Raw genomic sequence first — 19,447 nt, 5'->3', positions numbered from 1 at the left:
TTCAAGAACTGAGGATGGTTCAATGATAATTTATTTACATGGCTTCGACAGTACAAGCCCGGGAAACCACGAAAAAGTACTGCAACTTCAATTTATTGATAGCGATGTGCGATTTGTAAATTACAGCACCCAACATCCAAAACACGATATGCAGCACTTACTAAAAGAAGTGTCTAAATTGGTTGAAGAAAGCAAGGATGATGCGCCATTGATCTGTGGTGTAGGCTTAGGTGGATACTGGTCGGAACGCATTGGCTATTTATGCAATATTAAGCAAGTGATTTTTAATCCCAACTTGTCACCAGAAGATAACATGCAAGGACGAATAGATCGCCCTGAAGAATATACTGATATTGCCACTAAATGCATCAGTGAATTCCGAAGTAAAAACAAAGACAACTGTTTGGTGATTTTGTCTAAAACCGATGATATTCGTGATAGTAATCTAACCAATGAAGCGCTTTCTCCGTATTACACTATCGTATGGGATGAGAAAGAAGGGCATAAATTTAAAAAAATCTCACAGCACCTACAACAAATAAAAAACTTCAAAGCAAAATAGAAAATCATCTGTTTTCGTACAAAAAAAGAGCTGGCATTGGCTCTTTTTTTGTTTCTGCCATATTATTCATACCGATTTCCTCCTTTTTTATTGATCCTAATTTTTGTGTGGATATAATGAGCCAGATCAAATTTTTGATGTTTACTATGATAACTTAATAAAATAACGATCTATATCAATCAATACGACCCATTTTCTTTCTCAGTTATAGGTTCTTTACTTATCGTTATGTTGCTGCTGTTATCGAAAGCAAAATGGCGAAACAAGATGAAGACTGTAGACTGGAATACTCCTTTTTAGTATTGAAAGACCCAAATTTATTGGATTGGCATTTGTCGGTTACCGAGATAATCGATTAATGCCAAACAAGCCTGTTTTATTATTATCATTTAGGAGTGTCAAATGACGCGGATTGTAGTTGTTGGTGGAGGCGCTGGTGGTTTAGAGTTAGCGACAAAGCTAGGTCGTACATTAGGACGTAAACGTCGTGCTGAAGTTACATTGGTCGACCGTAAAACCAGCCACCTTTGGAAGCCATTATTGCATGAAGTTGCCACGGGTTCGTTAGATGAAGGTGTGGATGCATTAAGCTACCGTGCGCATGCAAAAAATCATCATTTCGATTTTCAAATGGGCAGCCTCAATGCTATCGATCGTGATAGTAAAAAAATCACATTGAGTGAAATTCGTGACGAACACGATGAATTATTAATTCCAAGTCGAGAAATTGAATACGATATTTTAGTGTTGGCGATTGGTTCAACCTCTAACGACTTTAATACCCCAGGTGTACGTGACCACTGCATTTTCTTGGATAGCCCAGAACAAGCGCATCTTTTCCGTAAAGAAATGAACAATTTGTTTTTAAAATTGCATGCACATCATGGTGAAGGCAAAGTTGATATTGCGATTGTAGGGGGCGGCGCAACCGGCGTTGAACTTTCAGCAGAACTGCATAATGCCATTAAAGAATTACATACCTACGGCTTTGAAGACCTTGATTCTAGTAAATTAAACATTAATTTGGTTGAAGCGGGTGAGCGAATTTTACCTGCATTACCCACGCGTATATCGGGCGCAGCACATAACGAACTGGTGAAGCTAGGGGTTAATGTTCGCATTCAGACTATGGTCACTCAAGCGGATCAACATGGTTTAACCACTAAAGATGGTGAGCATATTCCTGCTCAGTTAATGGTGTGGGCAGCAGGGATCAAAGCGCCTGACTTTATGAAAGATATCGCAGGGCTTGAAACAAACCGCATTAATCAATTGGTTGTTAAGTCTACTCTGCAAGCCACACGTGATGAAAATGTGTTTGTCATTGGCGATTTAGCCTCTTGTCAGCAAGCCGATGGATCTTTTGTGCCGCCACGCGCGCAAGCTGCCCATCAAATGGCCAGTCGAGCTTACAATAATATCGTAGCTAAAATTAACGACCATGATCTTAAAGATTACGTGTATAAAGATCATGGCTCATTAGTCTCATTGAGCCGCTTTTCGACGGTAGGCAGTTTAATGGGCAACTTAACTAAAGGTTCGATGATGATAGAAGGGCGTATTGCTCGTGTTGTCTATATTTCATTATATCGGATGCACTTGGTGGCATTACATGGTTGCTTTAAAACCGGCTTAATGATGCTAGTTGGCCGTATTAACCGGGTATTAAGACCAAACCTGAAATTGCACTAAATGTTAAACTAAGCTTCATTATAAAATATCTAATCATATATTTGATTAATAAGTTAGGGGGATCTGTGAATTACGCAGCCCCCCCTTTTTTAATTTTGACTTTTATTCTTTTGATATGGATTGTCGATGGAATAGTTACCGTTTTATAAAAAGCAATGAGTTTATCGCGACTGTAATAGTTAAAAAGTCCCTCGTCACAAATGTAAAAGTAAAGTAAATTCAATGTTGATAAATTGTTTTGATTTCGGTAGTGTCATTGCGTTTAAATTAAGGGTGATATGATAAAATGCAGTAAAAACAAGGATGAAGCTAGAGAGAGTAATGCTATTGTTAGCGATGTTAATAGGATTGACAGCGTGTACATCTCAGGATGATATAGTCGAATCAAAAGAACCTAAATGGGAAAATATCGAAATAACAGGTGATGGCACAGGTTACTATTACTGGGATGAGGGAAAGCCGGCAATAAAAATAAAATGGCACTATTTATAAGGCCAAGTTTAAAAAAATTGAGATTGGCGGTAATTTTGGCAACAAGTGTGAAATGTTTATATTCGATCATAAAGTGTTCGGTTGTTATGTTTTGCATCCAAAGGAAATCATCAATAAAGATATCTATATTGGAATGTGTGATACAGAAAATTTCGATCCTGATATATTAGCTTGCGAGTTGATGGAAAATTATAACATCAAAAAACTACGAATTAAGTCCGTTTCTCGCTCGGGAGGGATAAAAGAAGTGTGGTTTGCACATCCCCCAGAAATTATTCCTGAAAAATATCTTGATGGGCGAATAAAAACCTTATCTGTATTTAGGTAGATATTTATTGCTCACTAAAGGCTTACTCGCAACTCAAATTGGTCATCTTCTGCTTTAGGGGAAATGACCTGTTTTCCGTGTGAATGTTTGTGTTAAAGAGTGATAGCTAAAAAAGCATGTTAGATATTGATAACCAGAGCTGAATCGATATGCTTGGATACAGATAATAAGTGTAGTACTAGGATTACACGGTGATCTAAGAGGTAGGGAAAACGCTAGAATTCGTGTTTAACCTGTTTTTAACCAGAAAGACGTTGGAAGCAAAGCAATATAATTTTCATATTATAAGCTGTTAACACCTCGTTTTTGCTAGAAATTTGACCAAATTAACGGTTTTTGTTTATAAAGTCGGCAAACGAATTAAAAATTAAAAAATAGTGTTGACGTACCTGTCGGAATCCGTAAAATGCCACCCCGTACTCAAGAGGAACTTCACACAGTCTGAATGGTTGTGAAAAGTGAATCTACAAGGTAAGGCGCCTTGGCAGAGTGGCTATGCAGCGGATTGCAAATCCGTGGACCTCGGTTCGACTCCGGGAGGCGCCTCCAATTACTTTGATGAGTTACAACGGAACGCGACACTAGCTCAGCTGGTAGAGCGCAACCTTGCCAAGGTTGAGGTCACGAGTTCGAGCCTCGTGTGTCGCTCCAAAAATTAATATGTCATTGCGTAGCGATGGTAGAAGTTTGCGATATTGAATGTGAGTTCAATATCAAGATGGTGTCTTAACTTTTCAGTTAGGCGCATCGCAATAAGAATTGCGTGCCCTGGTGGTGGAATTGGTAGACACAAGGGATTTAAAATCCCTCGGCGTTCGCGCTGTGCCGGTTCAAGTCCGGCCCGGGGCACCATCTATTAAAAAGTCTGTAGCAATACAGCAACGCGACACTAGCTCAGCTGGTAGAGCGCAACCTTGCCAAGGTTGAGGTCACGAGTTCGAGCCTCGTGTGTCGCTCCAAATAACTAAGCCCTAACAGTTATGTTAGGGCTTTTTAATTCAAACACTATGATCAAATTATCATGGTGAGTAAAAAATAATGGCGCCTTGGCAGAGTGGCTATGCAGCGGATTGCAAATCCGTGGACCTCGGTTCGACTCCGGGAGGCGCCTCCAAACTCATAAATATAGACGTCTTAGAACGTCTTTTTTTATGCCTAAAATCTAGCAATATCAGGCTCTAATGTCTCTTAATGTCTTAATTGCTTGCTGTAGTGCTTAGATTAAAAGGTACATCATTGGGTACATTGTCGTTATCTTAAACGACTCGGTGTACCATCATGGCAAAACAAGTAAAACCACTAAACGAAACCCAAATTAAGAACGCAAAACCAAAAGAGAAAGAATATATCTTATCGGATGGTTATGGCCTACGCCTTCGCATTAAAGTAAATGGAACCAAAACATGGCTCCTTAACTACACCCATCCTATTTTGTCTAAGCGTGTCAACTTTACGCTTGGAAGTTACCCCATCACTTCTTTGAAGTTAGCGCGTGAAAAAGCACGAGAAGCTCGCGAATTAATTGAACAAGGTATCGATCCTAAAACCCATCGTGATCAATCTAATCATCAAGAAGAAATTCGCTTAAATACAACCTTAAGTCATGTTATGCATCAATGGCTTGAGATAAAAAAGGCCATGGTTTCTTTAGATCATGCTGCTAGCATCCAACGATCTTTAGAGCTACATGTTCTACCATCATTAGGTGCTGTACCTATTTCAGATATTACCCCACAACTTGCCATTCGAGCCCTTAAGCCTCTAGAGCGTAAGGGTAATTTAGAAGCACTACGCCGTTTATGTCAGCGTTTAAATGACATCATGAAGTTTGCACGTAACAGTGGTTTGATTCAATTTAATCCATTAACTGACATTAAAGAGGCGTTTAAAAAGCCGCAGACGGAAAATATGAAAACCTTACCACCAGAAGCGTTACCCAACTTAATGCGTGCGCTCTCACGCGCTCGTATTCACTTTACCACGCGTTGTTTGATTGAATGGCAACTTCATACCATGGTGCGCCCGGGAGAGGCCGCTGGGGCGCGTTGGGATGAAATTGATTGGGATGACAAACTATGGCGGATTCCAGCAAAGCGTATGAAACGTAAACGTGATCATATTGTTCCTTTAACTAGACAAACTTTGACTATCTTACAAGAAATGAAAGCGATTAATGGACATGGTCGCAGTGACTTTGTATTTGCTTCTTATAAAGATGCCAGTCGTCATTGTTGTAGTGAAACCGCTAACATGGCAATCAAACGGATGGGATTTAAAGGAGTGTTGGTTTCTCATGGCTTACGAGCATTGGCGAGTACAACACTCAATGAGCAACCTCAATTTACAGGGGATTTGGTGGAAGCAGCATTAGCGCATGTTGATAAGAATAAAGTGCGAGCCGCTTATAACCGCAGTCAGTACGTTGAGCAACGTCGAGACATGATGCAATGGTGGAGTCATCATATTGCCAAAGCTATAAAGATTTAACCAGTATCAATAAAAACCCAACAGTAACCGATCTTTAGGGAGGGGTATTAACAGAATATCCCCCCTTCAAACACACATTATTTAGAACTATAAATTATCGGCTTCTCTTTAAAATAAATGCATTGTCAGCTTTCGATAAACCGATATGTGGATAATAGTTTATAGCTCCAGCGGCTGAAAGCAATATTAAAGACACTTCTTCACCAATAGCTTCTTGAACCATGCTAATAAGATGCTTACCTATACCTTTTCCCTGGTACTTTGCGTCTACAGCTAGGTCGGATAAATAACAACAATAGCTAAAGTCTGTTAGTGCACGACAGACACCAATTAGTTTATCTTCATCCCAAGCCGAAAATGTTAAGTTGGCCCCATTTAACATCCGTTTTATACGAGGAATATCATTGCTAGGTCGGATAATACCTGAAGAGTCGAAGAGTCTAGCAACGTCATGAGGATCTAAAGGATAGTTATGACGATAATTAATCATGAGGAACTAACTCCTGAAATTACGTGATCTTGTTCACTTTACATTTTCCTGAATAGATATATGCCCAGTACAGGAAGAACTATATAGCTTACTCCTAGTATTTCAACAGCATTACATACTATCGAGTTCACCGCAAATGCTAACGCCATTTGTGAGCATGAATATACCGCACCAGCTTAGCCACGTTTGTCTGTGAATGGGGTCATTGATATTGCGGAAGCGCAAAGTACAATGAATGTGCCTGATTTCAGATAATAACTACGACATTCATGGAATGGTGTAGAAGAGGAAGCCAACTGCTGAAAGTGGTACGCTCTTCTCGCCAAAGAAACAAGCGGACTACAATGAATTATCAGCAGTTGACGAGGGAAGACGATACCAGATTTCTGCCCTTTTAGAACAGGGAATTTCAATTTCTGAAATTGCCAAAACCATAAAATGTCACCGCTCAACTCTCTATAGAGAGTTGAGACGATGCGGTACAAAAGAACAGTATTCGCCAGATACAGCCCAGCAACTATCTAAGGTAAAGCGATTAAACGCATCTAAGTATCGAATACCGCAACAACGTGTGGAATTTATTGAGTTTTTAATAACGCAAGACTGGAGTCCAGAGCAAATATCTCACGTTCTTACTCGTATTGGAGAAAAAGTCAGTCATGAATGGATTTACCGTTTTATTGTCTGCAATAAACGTCAAGGCGGTAAACTGTTTCGTCATTTACGCCAAGGTCATAAACGCCATAGAAGAGGCAAGAAAGATAAAGCTCCCGCAATAAAAAATGCCATTTCAATAGATGAAAGACCCAAAGATGTCGATAATCGTACACGTTTTGGTGATTAGGAAATTGATACAGTTCTTGGTAAACATGGTACGGGCGCTATTGTCACAATCTTAGAGCGAGCCACACGGTTTTATTTAGTAAAAAAAGTGTCTTCAAAATCAGCAGAAGATGTGACCAGAGCGACGATAGACTTCTTACGGCCATTCAAACGATTTGTTCATACTATAACGGCCGATAATGGCAGAGAATTTGCTGTTCATATGGAAATAGCTCAAACCTTAGAAGCCGATGTGTATTTTGCTCACCCTTATAGTTCTTGGGAGCGCGGTGCTAATGGCCTGTTGAGACAATATATCAGGAAAGGAACAGATTTACGGTCGGTGAGTTATGATGAAGTTGAGCGAGCCCAACTTCGGATAAATTATCGTCCAAAGAAGTGTTTAGGGTTCAAGCAACCAACATCATTTTGCTAAAATGATGTTGGTTGCTTGATATTACAAATGTCGCAGTTCGGAGTTGAATTCGGGTCTATACCAAAGTGGGTTTTGGCTTAGATGTAGTATCAGGTTCTGATAAAGAAACCTGACGATAAGCAAGTATTGCGAAATACAATCCCATTATGCAACATAAAAATGCGAAGATAAATACTGCGGAATATCCAAATAGAGATACAATTATTCCACCTATAAAACCTGAAAATAAAATACCAATATCAAAGCAAGATTCATAAGTACTAAGAGCAAGTCCTATATTTTCATCTGGCATGCTTTTTAAAGCTGGAAGAGCAAGTAATGGGTATACCATAGATAAGCCAAACCCCGTAAGGAACGATCCTAACATTGCCATATAAGGTTCATATGATATACCAATCAATAATAATCCACCTGCTTCAATAAGAAGTGAAAATAAAGTCATTTTCAAACCGAAACTGTCAGCTTTCCAGCCAAGAGTCAATCTTGATATTACGTATCCAATTCCAAATAACGCAAGTGCAAGAGCAGCGTGCTCTCCCCAATTATTTTCTATAAAATAAAGAACTAGGAATGTTGTGATAGCGGCATAACCAATATTAGCTAGTGAAAACCCTGAACCAGCTTTCCATATTCTCTTAACTGCAAATAAGAGCGTCGCATGTTTTTTTTCAGGATGGACATCTACAGGTCTTACAAGCATAACAATAATAAAACCTAATAAAGGCAATAAGCTCATGATTAAAGCAGAGAAATTGATTCCTGAGTTATAATAAGACCATGTGCCTAAGTAATTTCCAATCGCCAGACCAAGAAACATTGCGATGCCAACCCAAGACATAATTTTTCCAGCATGTTTCTTTCCTACAAGACCAATGGGCCAAGTCCCACTACAAGTAAATATCAGGCTTTCCCCGACCCCCATAATAAGTCGTGAAAAAATAATGATAGCAAATGAAGCTTTTCCAGGAACTAAAAATGCAAACGCTAGATAGCATGATAAACCTGCAAAGACTGTTAAGAAAAGTCCAACAATCATTCCTTTTTTAGGACCATGATTATCAGAAAAACGACCAGAATAAGCACGAGAAAGTAGAGTTGATATTGATTCGGTGGCTACGACTAGGCCAACATAAAATGCAGAGTACCCCAATACTTTATTTACATACAAAGGTAATATAGCAAGAGATAGTCCGAGGCTTACAATTGCAAGAAAAAGTATACTTGCAATAAGACTTGCAGCAATTATATCATTTTTTATTTTATACATTTGTACACTCTTCATAAATAACTTGATTGTCAATTAGCTCTATTTTTCCTTCAAGAAAAGCATAAACTGCTCGGTATATCATTTCTTTTTCTGCATCTATAATTACTTCACGAAGACTAGACTCTGTCATGTTACTAGTAATTCTCACAGGTTCTTGATCTATGATCGGGCCAGCATCCACTTCATCATTAATAAAATGTAATGTTGCCCCTGTTACCTTAAGGCCAGCTTGTAGTGCTTTTAGTTGTGCTTTATCCCCAGGAAACGCCGGAAGTAGCGAAGGGTGAGTATTCATTGTTTTATGACCAAATTTTTTAACAAATCCTGGTGAAAAAATACGACGAAAACCACCAAGAATAATCAAATCAACCTTAGACCTATTTAGATATTCTGCAATTTTATCTTCAAATTCAGAGCGCTCCATAAAATCACGGTGACTGACTTTAATAGTTGTTAAGTTTGAAAAAATTGGATTATCATCTGATGAAAAATTATGATTATTTGTTAAAATAAGACTAAGCTCAGCATCAACATCACAATCCTTAATTGCTCTTTGCACAGATGTTAGAAGGCTCCCTCTTCCTGAGAATAAAAAAGCAACTTTTTTCATGTTATTATCATCCTTCTTAATTTAGAAAATTTCAAATCATTATTGTTTAAAAATTTATTAGTGAATATTCCGTGATTAATAATTGTTTCACCATTTACAATTACCTGACTAGGTTTTTCATTTTTTAACATATTTAGCAATGATATTGGTGTATTTATATAACCGGTATCAATTTCATTTATATTGAAAAAAATAAAATCTGCTTTGAATCCTACCTCAATTCGGCCAACATTTGATATACCTAAAGACTTAGCACCCCCTTCTGTTAATATAGAAAGAATTGTTGAGGCATCAACTTTTCGACTAAAATCAGAATCGCCATGATGATAAAGACTGAAAAAGGCATCAAAAATTAGATCATTTGCAGGATTAACCATTGCAGCATCAGTACCAATACCAACTGTAACATCCGGTAATAAAGAACTTAAAGGTAAAGTCCCTGCCCCAACAAAGCTATTACTTACAGGGCAGTGTATGATATTACATCCACTTATTTTTAGAAGTTCTAAATCTTTATCTGAAAGATAGCAACTATGAATTAGAGTCGTATTTTTGTCGAGGATATTTAAGCTATCTAATCGTTCAATACCACTAATATGATATTCATTTTTATGTGACTTAACTTGGTGTAAACCTTCATGGATATGCAGGGTAAATTTTTTATTTTGGATGTGAGCAAGCTCATGTAGCCTTATTAAAAGAGTATCATCAGCAGAAAGTTCGGAAGCCGTTGCTGGAGACAAAGTAATCAATTCTTGTTGATATTTATTTTCAGCTTCTAAATATTCTTGAATAATCACTTCCACGGGTTTATTTTTCGGGCTCTTTCCACTACCTATCCATGTATTATTCTGACAAAAATTTATAACACAACGACACCTTATTTGACGTACTGCTAGAACATCACTTTCAATTCGGCTAGTAAACACACCAAATGTGGTTACTCCATTTTTTAAAGCGCTCATTAGAGATTTAAGAGAAGAAATATATTGCCCATCTGAACTTTCTAATTCGTTGTTTTTATGAACGGAATCGAGAACAACATCAATAGGAGAAGAATCTAAAGTAGAACCATAAATTTCTTTACTAGGGTGCAAATGTGCATTTACTAAACCTGGTAACATGATTGTATCTTCAGATGAAATAATTTTTTCATTTTCACAAGGATTCAGACATTTATCAATAGAAACAATATATCCATCAATAACTCTAACATCTCCTTTAGATAGCTTCATTGTATTTGAATCAAGGTAACTTATGTTTTTTAATAAAAAACTTTTAGGCATAGGTTAATCCTATAAATACTAAATGTATTAACTGAATGATTTATCAACGGAAACAGAACCAAATGCGCACTTTAGGGCAGTTTCAAACTCATGAACACGCGTATATAATCCATTTGTCAAAACACCATTAGTACCTAGTTTATCCATATTTGATTTAGTGATACTAGGGTATGCTTCTAATACTATATCTGATAGTTTTATATCCCTTGAAAGGCGTGATGATATTATTTTAGGAAGCATAACCTTTCCACTACAACCATAATAATATTGATTGTTTTTTATATTTTTTATAACTGCCCATCCATAAACAAAACTTCCAAAAGATTTTTTTTCTATTAATCCTTCAAGAGCAATAATAAAATCAAATTTATCTTCATAGTTATTTTCCATGTTTTCTATTCGTACATGGCACCCCTGGATGGCCTCTTCATCAGTTTCAGGTGTTTCACTCACTCCAGAAGACACATTATGATGAATGAAACTAAAATTAGCATATAATTCAGAGCAAATACCTCTTGCTGCTGAAACCTTTGCTTCATTATTTGAACATAAAGCGATAGATAATTGTTTATTCTGCATGAGACTTAATCCATTTTATAATATTTGTATGATCACTACCTGTGAAAATATCAGATAATGTTTCACTTGCAGAATCAATAGGAGGCATTCTTTCTGAGATATTATTAGTACTTTCTACAACCTCATTAGCCTTTAAAAGCGTCTTGTCATATATTTGAGTAAATGTCGTTTTCATAACAGTTGTTCCAAGCTCAAGATTAGGCATTCCACTTTCGATTAAGTCTTTCCACAACAATTCGTGAATAAAAGAAAAAAATCCCATATCATAAGGTAAGCCAGTTATGACATCCGTACTACGAGATATTGTTTCACAAAATAATTTATTTCTTTTTATATAAAATTGTATGCCAACTGTACAAGGGAAATCTTTAGTTTCTGATTTATGATAATTTTGATTGATGTTAATAATTGCTCGCCTAGAGTCTTTATTTTTTAGGAGTACTTCTTTAACCCAATTATATTGATTTCCATATGATTTTACAGGCTCATAGAAAACATAGTATCCATAATTAGAATTTACATTTCCATCTTTATCAATGAGAGTCATCCAAAATTTTGAAGCTTTTGCAAGCCCATCATTAGCTTTAAGGCTTCCACTAAAATAAGCTAAAAGTTCACGAGAAAGATATGTAACAGCACCTTGTCTAATATTATGAAGGCGGTTTTGAGGATCGTTTAATTCATAAGTAACTCCATATGCCTGTAGGGCATCTCCTGCTCGTGATGATATTTTCTCACCTAACGTTAATATATGGTAAATTCCATTTTTCACGAGTCCATCAATTGAATCACTATTTATAGTTGTAAAACAAGATGTATTTAATATTTCTGTTTTTTTCTCTGCAATAGTTAAGTTCATAATTTTCCTTTAATATCAAGTTTGATACTTATGCCTCACAGAAGAGTAAAGTATTAAAAAACAATCATACGTGACATTAATCACAAATTTAAACACAAGGGGTTTATTTGAAAATGGAATCTTAAATTTCGAAGAATAATGGTTGATTTGGTTTGAATACATGATAATCGTTGGTTTTTTTTAAACTTATACTAATAGGAAGAAAATGAGGCATCTATAATAATTATGTGTATTTGGTTCAATATAAAATAAAGCTTCAACTCTCTTTAAAGCTACTTGGTAATGGTTCTTTGATGGTTCAAATTCCAATGCAACGCATGTAACAGTTACATGCTAATCAGTATGGGCTGTATATGGTGATATTCCATCGACTAATTCTTTTTCTTAACATCATTTTTTATTCATCACCTACTTCGTAAGCGCCCCATAATCTCACGGGGCGTTTTAGCGTGAAAAATTCCAAGGAAGAAGTGAATCGATGTCAGGGACTGGCTTTGCTAGTTCTTTCATACACTGAACCATGTAATCATAAATTATCAACCCGTTTGCTTTTGCTGTCTCGATAATGCTGTACAGCAAAGCACTAGAGTCTGCTCCATTTTTATTGTTGGAAAATAACCAATTCTTTCTACCTATCACCAGCGATTTTATTGCACGCTCTGCTCGGTTGTTATCGATAGATAAATGACCATCATCGATGTAACGAACCAGCTTAAGCCATTGGCCTAAGGTATACTTAATCGCTTTCCCCAAAGGACTGGATTCGATAACTTTTTGCGTCGTTAACCACGCATGGAATTTATCAAGCATAGGCTTGGCATGCTGTTGCCTCTCTGCCCACCGTTTATCGACCGATTCAGTTCTTAATCTTGACTCAAGTGCGTACAACTTTTGGATTTGAGCCAACGCCATATCTGCTTTGCCTGCCTTACCTTTGCCTTGAAGCTTTTTCGCATCCATAAGTTTTCGACGAGCGTGGGCAAAGCAGCCAACATTAACCACTTTGGATAAACCATCATAAGCCCCATAGCCATCACTTTGCAGATAACCGGAGTAATTCCCTAAAAAGTCCATAGGGTACGCTCTAGCTCGACTATTTTGATAGTCGAACAAGACGATATTTTTTGTCTCTGCCAATGTGGCTTGTGGGGAATCCGCTCCTGAGCAATATAACACTGCTTGTTTTCTCTAAGTACATTGAGCGGTGTTTCATCCGCTTGAATGACCGTTTGAGCTAGCAAGTGGTTTCTCAAAGCTTGATAAAGCGGTTTGAATTTCTCGCTTACTTGGATTACCCATCTTGCCATCGTCGTTCTCGACAAGTCGATGCCCGATTGATTGAACAAGGTCTCTTGGCGGTATAACGGCAGTGCGTATTGGTATTTTCCTAAAATGATATTGGTCAGTAGGCTTTCTGTTGCAAAACTTTTAGGGATAATGCTATTCGGAGTTGAATGTTGATAAATCTGGCTTGTTTCAGACTTCTCTTCACATTAGCGACAAGCGTATTTCGGACGAACTATCTCGAGCACTTTTAATATTGCTGGGGTGAATTCTAACTTTTCACTGCGGTCTTCACCGATCCGGTGAAGAGCATGCTGACAACATGGGCATTGTTTATCATGTTAATCAAGATCGAGAAGAAGGGTTTCACGAGGTAAGTCTTTTGGTAACGGTTGACGTTTACCTCGTTTTTTTGTGGTCGTTGCCGTGGTAATGACAACATCACTTTCCGCTTTGGCAGCTTCACACTCGACCTCATTAAAGAGGTCACCTTGTGCTTCATCATAAGGTTTCAATGATTCTAAGCGTTTAGCAAACTGGCGGTCAAGCGCCAGTTTAAATTGTTCAATTAAGGATTGTCGCTCCTGTTGCCACTGCGATTCCTTTTCTTGCCAACTTTTTTGTTCCGACATTAAAGCCTTCACCATCGCTTGCAGCTCGGTGATATCTTGGCTTTCAGGGTTAATGTCGGTCATCTTTTTCATGGGTTGATTATACTAAAAACATCATGAAAAACCTTGGTTTTTCTTACTGCTATTCAGATTAACTCATTGTGAAATTATAGATTTTTATTGATTTATGGCCAATTATAGTAAAGCCAGATAACAGCTGTTCTGAGTCAAAATCAGTCAGTGAAAATATCTGATTTTTCTCCTGAGATGGCCATTTGAACTTGGCTTTTCCCAGTCATTTATACCACAGTGCAAACCCTGTTTTATCCCAATATAAGACTTTGATTTTATCGCGTTGCTTATTAGTAAACAGGAATAGTGCCCCAGAACTTAAAGGGAAATTGGTATCAGATTCGATAATAGCCGTAAGGCCATTAATGGATTTTCTAAAATCGACATACTCTCGATACAAATAAATATTGGGCGCGCTGAGCATTCTTTTCATGTTAATGCTCCAATAAGTTCTGCAAGGTAAGAGGCTGGCGTACCTGTCGGTACGCTCAGTTCAATATTATGATTCACCGATAACGTCATAGTAGCGATAGGGGGTTGAGATGCTTGATAGTGTGTTCTGGTTTCAACAATCTCGGCTTGCACAAAACCACTATGAGTTATTTCGTTAATCCGTCGTAATTGTTGACGTTTGGCATGAAAAGTAGAAAGGCTCAGTTCGTGACGTTCGCAGAACACCTTCTGCGATAAATTCGCCGACTCATATTGTTCGAGCAAAGATTGCCATTCTTGATTAGTGCGTCGTTGTGCCATATTCAAATCTCCTAATAGTTTGAGATCTGATCTTATGATTAGCAAAAATAAATGAACATGTGGGGTTTATAGGGCGCTTACTTTCTTTAACGTATCAAGTAGAGCTTGATAAAATTGAAAAGCACTTAGATGATAATATTAAGTATTTAGATCACCATTATGACTTAGGTCACTTTTTAGCATCTGGACGTAAGGTTCCGAGAAGTGGTGGTGTGATCTTAGCAAATGTACACACTCGAGAAATACTTGATGACATTTTATCGGAAGATCCATTTAAACTTAATGATATTGCTGATTATGATATCATTGAATTTATCCCAACTAAGACGTCGAAAGAGTTATCACACCTCAAACAAAGCTGATTCGTCGACAAATCTTTTCTAGATAGTCTAAGCTGGGTACCGAGCTGTAACGTCCGTTCAGCTATTGATGAGCGAATAGAGCGTAGAATGCCTTTCCAACTTGGTGCTATGTCAGATCTACTTAAAACCAAAAAATCACACCTCTATATTCTCTTAATGAACCTGCCCGTGAGCCTTGTGCGTGCGGGCTTTTTTCATTCTAGGAGAATGTATTATGAATCAACCATCAACTACGCCAACCGACAAAGCAACCCCTGTTTACTATCACTTCCCAAAACCCATTACCGCGCTGGAGTTACTAGAAAAAGCCGCTGAAGTGATTAGCGAATCTTTAGTGGGGATGGATGTATACAGCAATCCAACGGTCACCATGGAGTTTTTAAGTTGCAAGCTGGCGAAACAAGAGCGAGAGATTTTCTCTGTGATGTTTTTGGATAACCAGCATCACTTGATTGAGTATCAACCATTGTTTTATGGCACGGTGAATGCGGCGTCTGTGTATCCACGTGAAGTAGTAAAAGCGGCACTTGGGCTCAATGCCTCAGCCATTATCGTCGCGCATAATCATCCATCTGGTGAAACAGAACCATCACGCGCTGATATCGCCATTACTGAGAAACTAAAGCAAGCTTGTGAGCTGGTGGATGTTCGTCTGCTTGACCACATTGTTGTCGGTCATACTTGCGTATCACTCGCTCAAAGGGGGTTAGTATGAATCAGTTTGTGATTGAGTCTGAATTGCTCCCTGTCTCTTATCAGTTAAGTCAGGCTTTAGAAAAATACGTTGAGCGTGAGTTTTGTGATGTTCGACAAGATGAATTGGTCAGCGCTAAGGCGTTGACCTTTCACTTTCGTGATAGTAGTTACAATGCCGAAGATGGCGGTTTTCATCCGGTAGAAATTCGCTTAACCCGCACCTCGACCAAGTGCCCTCAATGGACATTAGCTTACGTCACCACCTTTGCCTATATCGGTAATGTCTATCCAGAGCTTGAGCGTAACCTGGATTTTGACTGTGTATCTAATCGCTGTCTTGTCCATCCCTATATTCAGTGGGCGTCAATAAAAGATAACTCTGATGCTATTGAAATGTACCAGCTATGGGAGAGCAGTTTTTTAACCTACCTCAACAGTCAAAGTTATGACCAACAAACGATTAGCGTTAATGAATAATGAAACAGAGGAATGAATAATGAACAATCAATTTCAACCAATGGGCATCGATTGGAATGGCACACTGGGCAAAATGGTGACCAATACCACAACGGTCGCGGGCTTGCTGACCGCTTCACCTATCTATGGCCCGATGGGGCGTTTAAATGGTAAAGGGATCATCGTTTCTATTGCAGTGGGGAGCGCGCTTGCCTTAATGGGTAAAAAAGATAACGACGATCCATTGCTTTGTTATGGTGAGCATTCAAGTATCACCAATGGTTATCATGACGATGAATAATAATCGTGTAGCACAAGACCGCATTAATGCGGTCTTGTGCTATTTCTTTCATCCATAGACTTAAGAAGGTTTTCTTATGCGCCAATTTGAATCCATGTTAACGCTTTATCATTTATTGTCGTCTCGGTCATGGAGCACATTACAATCGCTACACCAACAATGTTTGTCTCTTGGTATTGAATGTTCAAGTGATACCTTGCGGCGATGGTTAAAAGCGTGGATCGCTGCTGGGTTTGTTGAAGAGTTGGATGAGAATAAAGAGTATCGATACCGACAATCAACACATCAGCCCTTTATTAGTCCAAACCAGGATGCCCTGTTATTACATTGGTTAATACGATACTTCGCACTGCTGTTGCCCGATGAACTAAGGCGATTACTTGAAAAGCGCTTTAAACAGTCAGAGAAACAGCTCCAACAATCACACCACTTACAACAATACTTAAACCATATTCACATTGAATTACCATGCCTGCCACCTTACTACCTATCCACACTCACTCCACTTAAACAAGCCATGCTAAATCATCAAATTATCCAGTGTGTTTTTATCGGTCAATCTGTCGTACTCGTGCCTCATACTTTGGTGCTGAATAGCCAAGGTTGGTGGCTGCGTTATCACATTAATGCTTCTTTGAACAATGAAGGCTCAGAGGTGAATACGATACACATACGCTCTCTGCTGTGCCTGTTATGGGTTGAGACTAGATAACCCATCCCTTTTACCTAAAGAATGAAATAACTCAATATTCACTCATTGATGAAAGAATGCTTTTTACTTTGCATCCTATGCAAACATCGTGAATAAGCTGTTTTATCACTTAATCAACTAAGAGATAGGACGTTGAGTGATTACCCCCTAACTCTGTTCAATATTGAAAGTCACTTCGACCGATTAATTTTTCTATTTACAATCTATAAGGAATAAACCAATGAAGACAACCATCAAAACACTGTCATTACTTGCTATAGCAATGTCGATTAGCTTACCAAGTTTCGCAGGTGGCACCATGGGTGGCTCGACCATTGAAATGTGCCAAAGTGGTGCGATTAACTGCGGCTATCCGGCTCGCTCTCACGATAACTCAAAGTCATTACGTGATAATGATAATAAGGGTAAACGTGAAGACAAAGACGATAGTGCGAACAAGGCGTCGCAAAGCGCTCAAGTAAACCAGAAAGCAAATAAATAATCTTCATTTAATAACGCCTTTATTGATGTTACTTAGCCACCTATCACGGGCGGCTTTTTTATACCGGTTATTTTCTTATCCATCGATTTCCTCTCATTTATCATTCAAACCTAGGAGGCACGTTATGGCCGTGATGACCATAAACCCCATTTCAGTGGTTGATATTCACCATGACTTAAAAGGTCAGATTATCCAATCCGTTCATGAGCAGTTAGCGAAAAACTCAAAGCAAGTATTGGACAATATTCATTACGTGACAATACGTATTAAAGATAGTCAATACAGTGCTCAATTAGGCGGTCTACGGCCTGTAGAGATAGCACTAAAGCGAAGAGGGGCCCATCAATGGGAGCTGGCTTACATTAGCGTTTATGGCTATTTAACGTCTCAATCCATCGCACTGACAAGGTGGCTAGATTTTGATTTTCAATCTGGTAAATGCTTATTAGCCCCTAAGGGGGATTGGCAAAAAATGGATGGTAACCCAAGAGCGGTTAAGCTCTATCACCAGTGGGAAAGCGCATTCTTAAACGCGATGGCTGATAGCCAGTTTGATGATGTTAAAGTGATGTTGATTGGTTAGGTGCTGCGATAAAACCAAGAGAAACTCTCACCTCATCTCGTTCCCCACAATCCACTTTAATTGACGATTAATCGCCGCCTAATAAGGGCGGCATTTTTGTACCTGTTGTTTATCTAATTTGATAAGGAAGCATGATGAAAGCATTAGATATTCCATTACCCAAACAAGGCGTAGCAAAGACAACAAGCACACCACGTGCATCCAATCCACACCGCCGCATTACGCCCATCTGGGTATTGGTTCACAGCTCTGAATCGAAGCAGTTTCAAACTAACGATATTTGGGGTTTTGAAGACTTTGAGCAAAAGGCGTTAGAAGTGGCCTTGGATAATCCCGAAGGTGGCTATGACAAAACTTTTATCACGGTGACTTTTAGTGATGAAAGTGAGCATCAATGTCGTTTGGACTTAGGTTGTAACGTCAATGATTTAGGTTTTAGCGACCATTGCTTGTCAGTGTATGACTACCATCAACAGAATCACAATAAGCCTGAAATGACGTGGATGCGTGAAGACCACCAGCTTGAGTTAATAGGGCTCATTGAACACTACCAACTTGACCGAATTCAAGTGCAGCAAGCAAGAGCTAAGGCGAGCGAAGTGATAAAAGAGGTTAAACGAAAACAAGAAGAGGAACAGCGTCAACAAATAAAGGAAAGAGAAGAAAGCATTCGAGCACACCAGCAAAAAGAACAAGCCTTTCAAGAAAGCCTAAACATTCCTGAATGGGCACAGGCCGCTATCATTGCCACTAAAACGGAATACGACAGTGAAAACAGTTGTCCGCATACTGGCGTTTATGAATCCAAGACACTTAAAACCATCATCTTAGCGTGGTCTAAACATACACAGCAACGCTTTCCTGAGATGCGTAAGGCTTGTCTTAACCATCCCGATACGGCGTTCTTGCATGATAAAACTCAAAGCAAGGAGCAACGGGAAAACTATTCGATGGGCGCAGGAAATTACTTAACCGAGAATAACTACCTGTATCACGGATGGAAGGTTTATAAACAACGGTTTTGGGATGAAACCAATAAGGCTAAGAGTGTTCCGTTGGGCGAGCTGGCTGTATGTTGCCAGTAAACCTAAATCCAAAAGACACAAGTCGTGTCTTTTTTTATCTCGTGATGTTTAGTTATTTAACGTCATGTTATCGAAGTAATATATTGTGGTTACGTTAAATGTTGTAGTATTGATGTAATGTTCAACTTGATCTTTACCATT

The 19,447-nt window shown here is 38.5% G+C and carries 20 protein-coding genes, 5 tRNA genes and 2 pseudogenes; 18 read left to right on the top strand and 9 right to left on the bottom strand.

Annotated elements, in window-relative coordinates; genetic code table 11:
* Positions 1-22: 22 nt before the first annotated feature.
* From ycfP to HC723_RS10160, 9 genes are all read left to right on the top strand, one after another.
* Positions 23-562 (top strand): alpha/beta hydrolase YcfP, encoded by a 540-nt coding sequence (ycfP, locus tag HC723_RS10200; RefSeq protein WP_153447270.1) that lies wholly within the window; start codon positions 23-25, stop codon positions 560-562.
* 402 nt (positions 563-964) lie between these two features.
* On the top strand, positions 965-2,254 hold the full coding sequence (locus HC723_RS10195) for an NAD(P)/FAD-dependent oxidoreductase (protein ID WP_190338990.1): 1,290 nt from the start codon (positions 965-967) through the stop codon (positions 2,252-2,254).
* 544 nt (positions 2,255-2,798) lie between these two features.
* Positions 2,799-3,074 carry a hypothetical protein gene (locus HC723_RS10190; protein ID WP_153447268.1) on the top strand — a complete coding sequence of 92 codons (276 nt, stop codon included), beginning with the start codon at positions 2,799-2,801 and terminating at the stop codon, positions 3,072-3,074.
* Positions 3,075-3,549: 475 nt separating this feature from the next.
* Positions 3,550-3,623: transfer RNA gene (locus HC723_RS10185), tRNA-Cys, on the top strand.
* A gap of 26 nt (positions 3,624-3,649) precedes the next feature.
* Positions 3,650-3,725, top strand: a tRNA-Gly gene (locus HC723_RS10180).
* Between the two features lie 114 nt (positions 3,726-3,839).
* Positions 3,840-3,926: transfer RNA gene (locus HC723_RS10175), tRNA-Leu, on the top strand.
* A gap of 31 nt (positions 3,927-3,957) precedes the next feature.
* Positions 3,958-4,033 (top strand) — tRNA-Gly (locus tag HC723_RS10170).
* 81 nt (positions 4,034-4,114) lie between these two features.
* Positions 4,115-4,188 (top strand) — tRNA-Cys (locus HC723_RS10165).
* Positions 4,189-4,352: 164 nt separating this feature from the next.
* A complete protein-coding gene (locus HC723_RS10160; protein WP_190338989.1) occupies positions 4,353-5,561 on the top strand; it encodes an integrase domain-containing protein in 1,209 nt (402 codons plus the stop codon).
* A gap of 94 nt (positions 5,562-5,655) precedes the next feature.
* Here the strand turns inward: HC723_RS10160 and HC723_RS10155 are convergent, their stop codons facing one another.
* The gene (locus HC723_RS10155; protein ID WP_190338988.1) at positions 5,656-6,051 is read right to left on the bottom strand and encodes a GNAT family N-acetyltransferase; all 396 of its coding nucleotides are present in this window, start codon (positions 6,049-6,051) and stop codon (positions 5,656-5,658) included.
* Between the two features lie 344 nt (positions 6,052-6,395).
* Between HC723_RS10155 and HC723_RS10150 the strand changes: the two are divergent.
* Positions 6,396-7,328: pseudogene (locus HC723_RS10150) on the top strand (IS30 family transposase).
* 36 nt (positions 7,329-7,364) lie between these two features.
* Here the strand turns inward: HC723_RS10150 and HC723_RS10145 are convergent.
* The 8 genes and pseudogenes from HC723_RS10145 to tnpA all read right to left on the bottom strand — a co-directional run bounded on the left by HC723_RS10145 (position 7,365) and on the right by tnpA (position 14,630).
* Positions 7,365-8,576 (bottom strand): MFS transporter, encoded by a 1,212-nt coding sequence (locus tag HC723_RS10145; protein WP_190338987.1) that lies wholly within the window; start codon positions 8,574-8,576, stop codon positions 7,365-7,367.
* Positions 8,569-9,186 carry a phosphoribosylglycinamide formyltransferase gene (purN, locus tag HC723_RS10140; RefSeq protein WP_190338986.1) on the bottom strand — a complete coding sequence of 206 codons (618 nt, stop codon included), beginning with the start codon at positions 9,184-9,186 and terminating at the stop codon, positions 8,569-8,571. The genes HC723_RS10145 and purN overlap by 8 nt, the downstream gene beginning before the upstream one ends.
* Positions 9,183-10,472 (bottom strand): amidohydrolase family protein, encoded by a 1,290-nt coding sequence (locus tag HC723_RS10135; protein WP_190338985.1) that lies wholly within the window; start codon positions 10,470-10,472, stop codon positions 9,183-9,185. Before HC723_RS10135 ends, purN begins: the two co-directional genes overlap by 4 nt.
* Positions 10,473-10,499: 27 nt before the next feature.
* Positions 10,500-11,051, bottom strand: a complete 552-nt coding sequence (locus HC723_RS10130; RefSeq protein WP_190338984.1) for a DUF84 family protein — start codon at positions 11,049-11,051, stop codon at positions 10,500-10,502.
* The gene (locus HC723_RS10125; protein ID WP_190338983.1) at positions 11,041-11,910 is read right to left on the bottom strand and encodes a thymidylate synthase; all 870 of its coding nucleotides are present in this window, start codon (positions 11,908-11,910) and stop codon (positions 11,041-11,043) included. Before HC723_RS10125 ends, HC723_RS10130 begins: the two co-directional genes overlap by 11 nt.
* A 444-nt stretch (positions 11,911-12,354) precedes the next feature.
* Positions 12,355-13,898: pseudogene (tnpC, locus tag HC723_RS10120) on the bottom strand (IS66 family transposase).
* A 202-nt stretch (positions 13,899-14,100) separates the two neighbouring features.
* Positions 14,101-14,310: an IS66 family insertion sequence element accessory protein TnpB gene (gene tnpB / locus HC723_RS10115; RefSeq protein WP_190338982.1), complete on the bottom strand. Its 210-nt coding sequence runs from the start codon at positions 14,308-14,310 to the stop codon at positions 14,101-14,103.
* Positions 14,307-14,630 carry an IS66 family insertion sequence element accessory protein TnpA gene (gene tnpA, locus HC723_RS10110; RefSeq protein ID WP_190338981.1) on the bottom strand — a complete coding sequence of 108 codons (324 nt, stop codon included), beginning with the start codon at positions 14,628-14,630 and terminating at the stop codon, positions 14,307-14,309. The genes tnpB and tnpA overlap by 4 nt, the downstream gene beginning before the upstream one ends.
* Before the next feature lie 59 nt (positions 14,631-14,689).
* Here tnpA and HC723_RS10105 point away from each other — a divergent pair, with 59 nt between their 5' ends.
* The 8 genes from HC723_RS10105 to HC723_RS10070 all read left to right on the top strand — a co-directional run bounded on the left by HC723_RS10105 (position 14,690) and on the right by HC723_RS10070 (position 19,306).
* Entirely contained in the window at positions 14,690-14,992 is a 303-nt protein-coding gene (locus HC723_RS10105; RefSeq protein ID WP_342365711.1) for a YciI family protein, read from the top strand.
* Between the two features lie 214 nt (positions 14,993-15,206).
* The gene (radC, locus tag HC723_RS10100; RefSeq protein ID WP_190338980.1) at positions 15,207-15,707 is read left to right on the top strand and encodes a RadC family protein; all 501 of its coding nucleotides are present in this window, start codon (positions 15,207-15,209) and stop codon (positions 15,705-15,707) included.
* On the top strand, positions 15,704-16,165 hold the full coding sequence (locus HC723_RS10095) for a DUF2787 family protein (protein WP_190338979.1): 462 nt from the start codon (positions 15,704-15,706) through the stop codon (positions 16,163-16,165). Before radC ends, HC723_RS10095 begins: the two co-directional genes overlap by 4 nt.
* Before the next feature lie 19 nt (positions 16,166-16,184).
* Entirely contained in the window at positions 16,185-16,445 is a 261-nt protein-coding gene (locus HC723_RS10090) for a hypothetical protein (RefSeq protein WP_190338978.1), read from the top strand.
* Positions 16,446-16,521: 76 nt separating this feature from the next.
* Positions 16,522-17,157, top strand: coding sequence for a hypothetical protein (locus tag HC723_RS10085; RefSeq protein WP_190338977.1), 636 nt, complete (start codon positions 16,522-16,524; stop codon positions 17,155-17,157).
* A gap of 220 nt (positions 17,158-17,377) precedes the next feature.
* Positions 17,378-17,638, top strand: coding sequence for a hypothetical protein (locus HC723_RS10080; protein WP_190338976.1), 261 nt, complete (start codon positions 17,378-17,380; stop codon positions 17,636-17,638).
* Positions 17,639-17,762: 124 nt separating this feature from the next.
* Positions 17,763-18,221 (top strand): DUF2787 family protein, encoded by a 459-nt coding sequence (locus HC723_RS10075; protein WP_190338975.1) that lies wholly within the window; start codon positions 17,763-17,765, stop codon positions 18,219-18,221.
* Positions 18,222-18,352: 131 nt separating this feature from the next.
* A complete protein-coding gene (locus HC723_RS10070) occupies positions 18,353-19,306 on the top strand; it encodes an LPD25 domain-containing protein (RefSeq protein ID WP_238925448.1) in 954 nt (317 codons plus the stop codon).
* The last annotated feature ends 141 nt before the right edge of the window (positions 19,307-19,447 follow it).

It is taken from the genome of Vibrio sp. S11_S32, from assembly GCF_014694465.1.
Classification (GTDB): Bacteria; Pseudomonadota; Gammaproteobacteria; order Enterobacterales; family Vibrionaceae; genus Vibrio; species Vibrio algicola.
The sequence above is the reverse complement of the archived record's forward strand: the minus strand, read 5'-3'. Positions and strand labels throughout refer to the sequence as shown.

Excerpts from the sequence above, each read along its gene's own strand:
- ycfP (WP_153447270.1), top strand. The coding sequence starts at position 23 with ATGATAATTTATTTACATGGCTTCGACAGTACAAGCCCGGGAAACCAC.
- HC723_RS10195 (WP_190338990.1), top strand. The coding sequence starts at position 965 with ATGACGCGGATTGTAGTTGTTGGTGGAGGCGCTGGTGGTTTAGAGTTA.
- HC723_RS10190 (WP_153447268.1), top strand. The coding sequence starts at position 2,799 with ATGTTTATATTCGATCATAAAGTGTTCGGTTGTTATGTTTTGCATCCA.
- HC723_RS10160 (WP_190338989.1), top strand. The coding sequence starts at position 4,353 with ATGGCAAAACAAGTAAAACCACTAAACGAAACCCAAATTAAGAACGCA.
- HC723_RS10155 (WP_190338988.1), bottom strand. The coding sequence starts at position 6,051 with ATGATTAATTATCGTCATAACTATCCTTTAGATCCTCATGACGTTGCT.
- HC723_RS10145 (WP_190338987.1), bottom strand. The coding sequence starts at position 8,576 with ATGTATAAAATAAAAAATGATATAATTGCTGCAAGTCTTATTGCAAGT.
- purN (WP_190338986.1), bottom strand. The coding sequence starts at position 9,186 with ATGAAAAAAGTTGCTTTTTTATTCTCAGGAAGAGGGAGCCTTCTAACA.
- HC723_RS10135 (WP_190338985.1), bottom strand. The coding sequence starts at position 10,472 with ATGCCTAAAAGTTTTTTATTAAAAAACATAAGTTACCTTGATTCAAAT.
- HC723_RS10130 (WP_190338984.1), bottom strand. The coding sequence starts at position 11,051 with ATGCAGAATAAACAATTATCTATCGCTTTATGTTCAAATAATGAAGCA.
- HC723_RS10125 (WP_190338983.1), bottom strand. The coding sequence starts at position 11,910 with ATGAACTTAACTATTGCAGAGAAAAAAACAGAAATATTAAATACATCT.
- tnpB (WP_190338982.1), bottom strand. The coding sequence starts at position 14,310 with ATGAAAAGAATGCTCAGCGCGCCCAATATTTATTTGTATCGAGAGTAT.
- tnpA (WP_190338981.1), bottom strand. The coding sequence starts at position 14,630 with ATGGCACAACGACGCACTAATCAAGAATGGCAATCTTTGCTCGAACAA.
- radC (WP_190338980.1), top strand. The coding sequence starts at position 15,207 with ATGAATCAACCATCAACTACGCCAACCGACAAAGCAACCCCTGTTTAC.
- HC723_RS10095 (WP_190338979.1), top strand. The coding sequence starts at position 15,704 with ATGAATCAGTTTGTGATTGAGTCTGAATTGCTCCCTGTCTCTTATCAG.
- HC723_RS10090 (WP_190338978.1), top strand. The coding sequence starts at position 16,185 with ATGAACAATCAATTTCAACCAATGGGCATCGATTGGAATGGCACACTG.
- HC723_RS10085 (WP_190338977.1), top strand. The coding sequence starts at position 16,522 with ATGCGCCAATTTGAATCCATGTTAACGCTTTATCATTTATTGTCGTCT.
- HC723_RS10080 (WP_190338976.1), top strand. The coding sequence starts at position 17,378 with ATGAAGACAACCATCAAAACACTGTCATTACTTGCTATAGCAATGTCG.
- HC723_RS10075 (WP_190338975.1), top strand. The coding sequence starts at position 17,763 with ATGGCCGTGATGACCATAAACCCCATTTCAGTGGTTGATATTCACCAT.
- HC723_RS10070 (WP_238925448.1), top strand. The coding sequence starts at position 18,353 with ATGATGAAAGCATTAGATATTCCATTACCCAAACAAGGCGTAGCAAAG.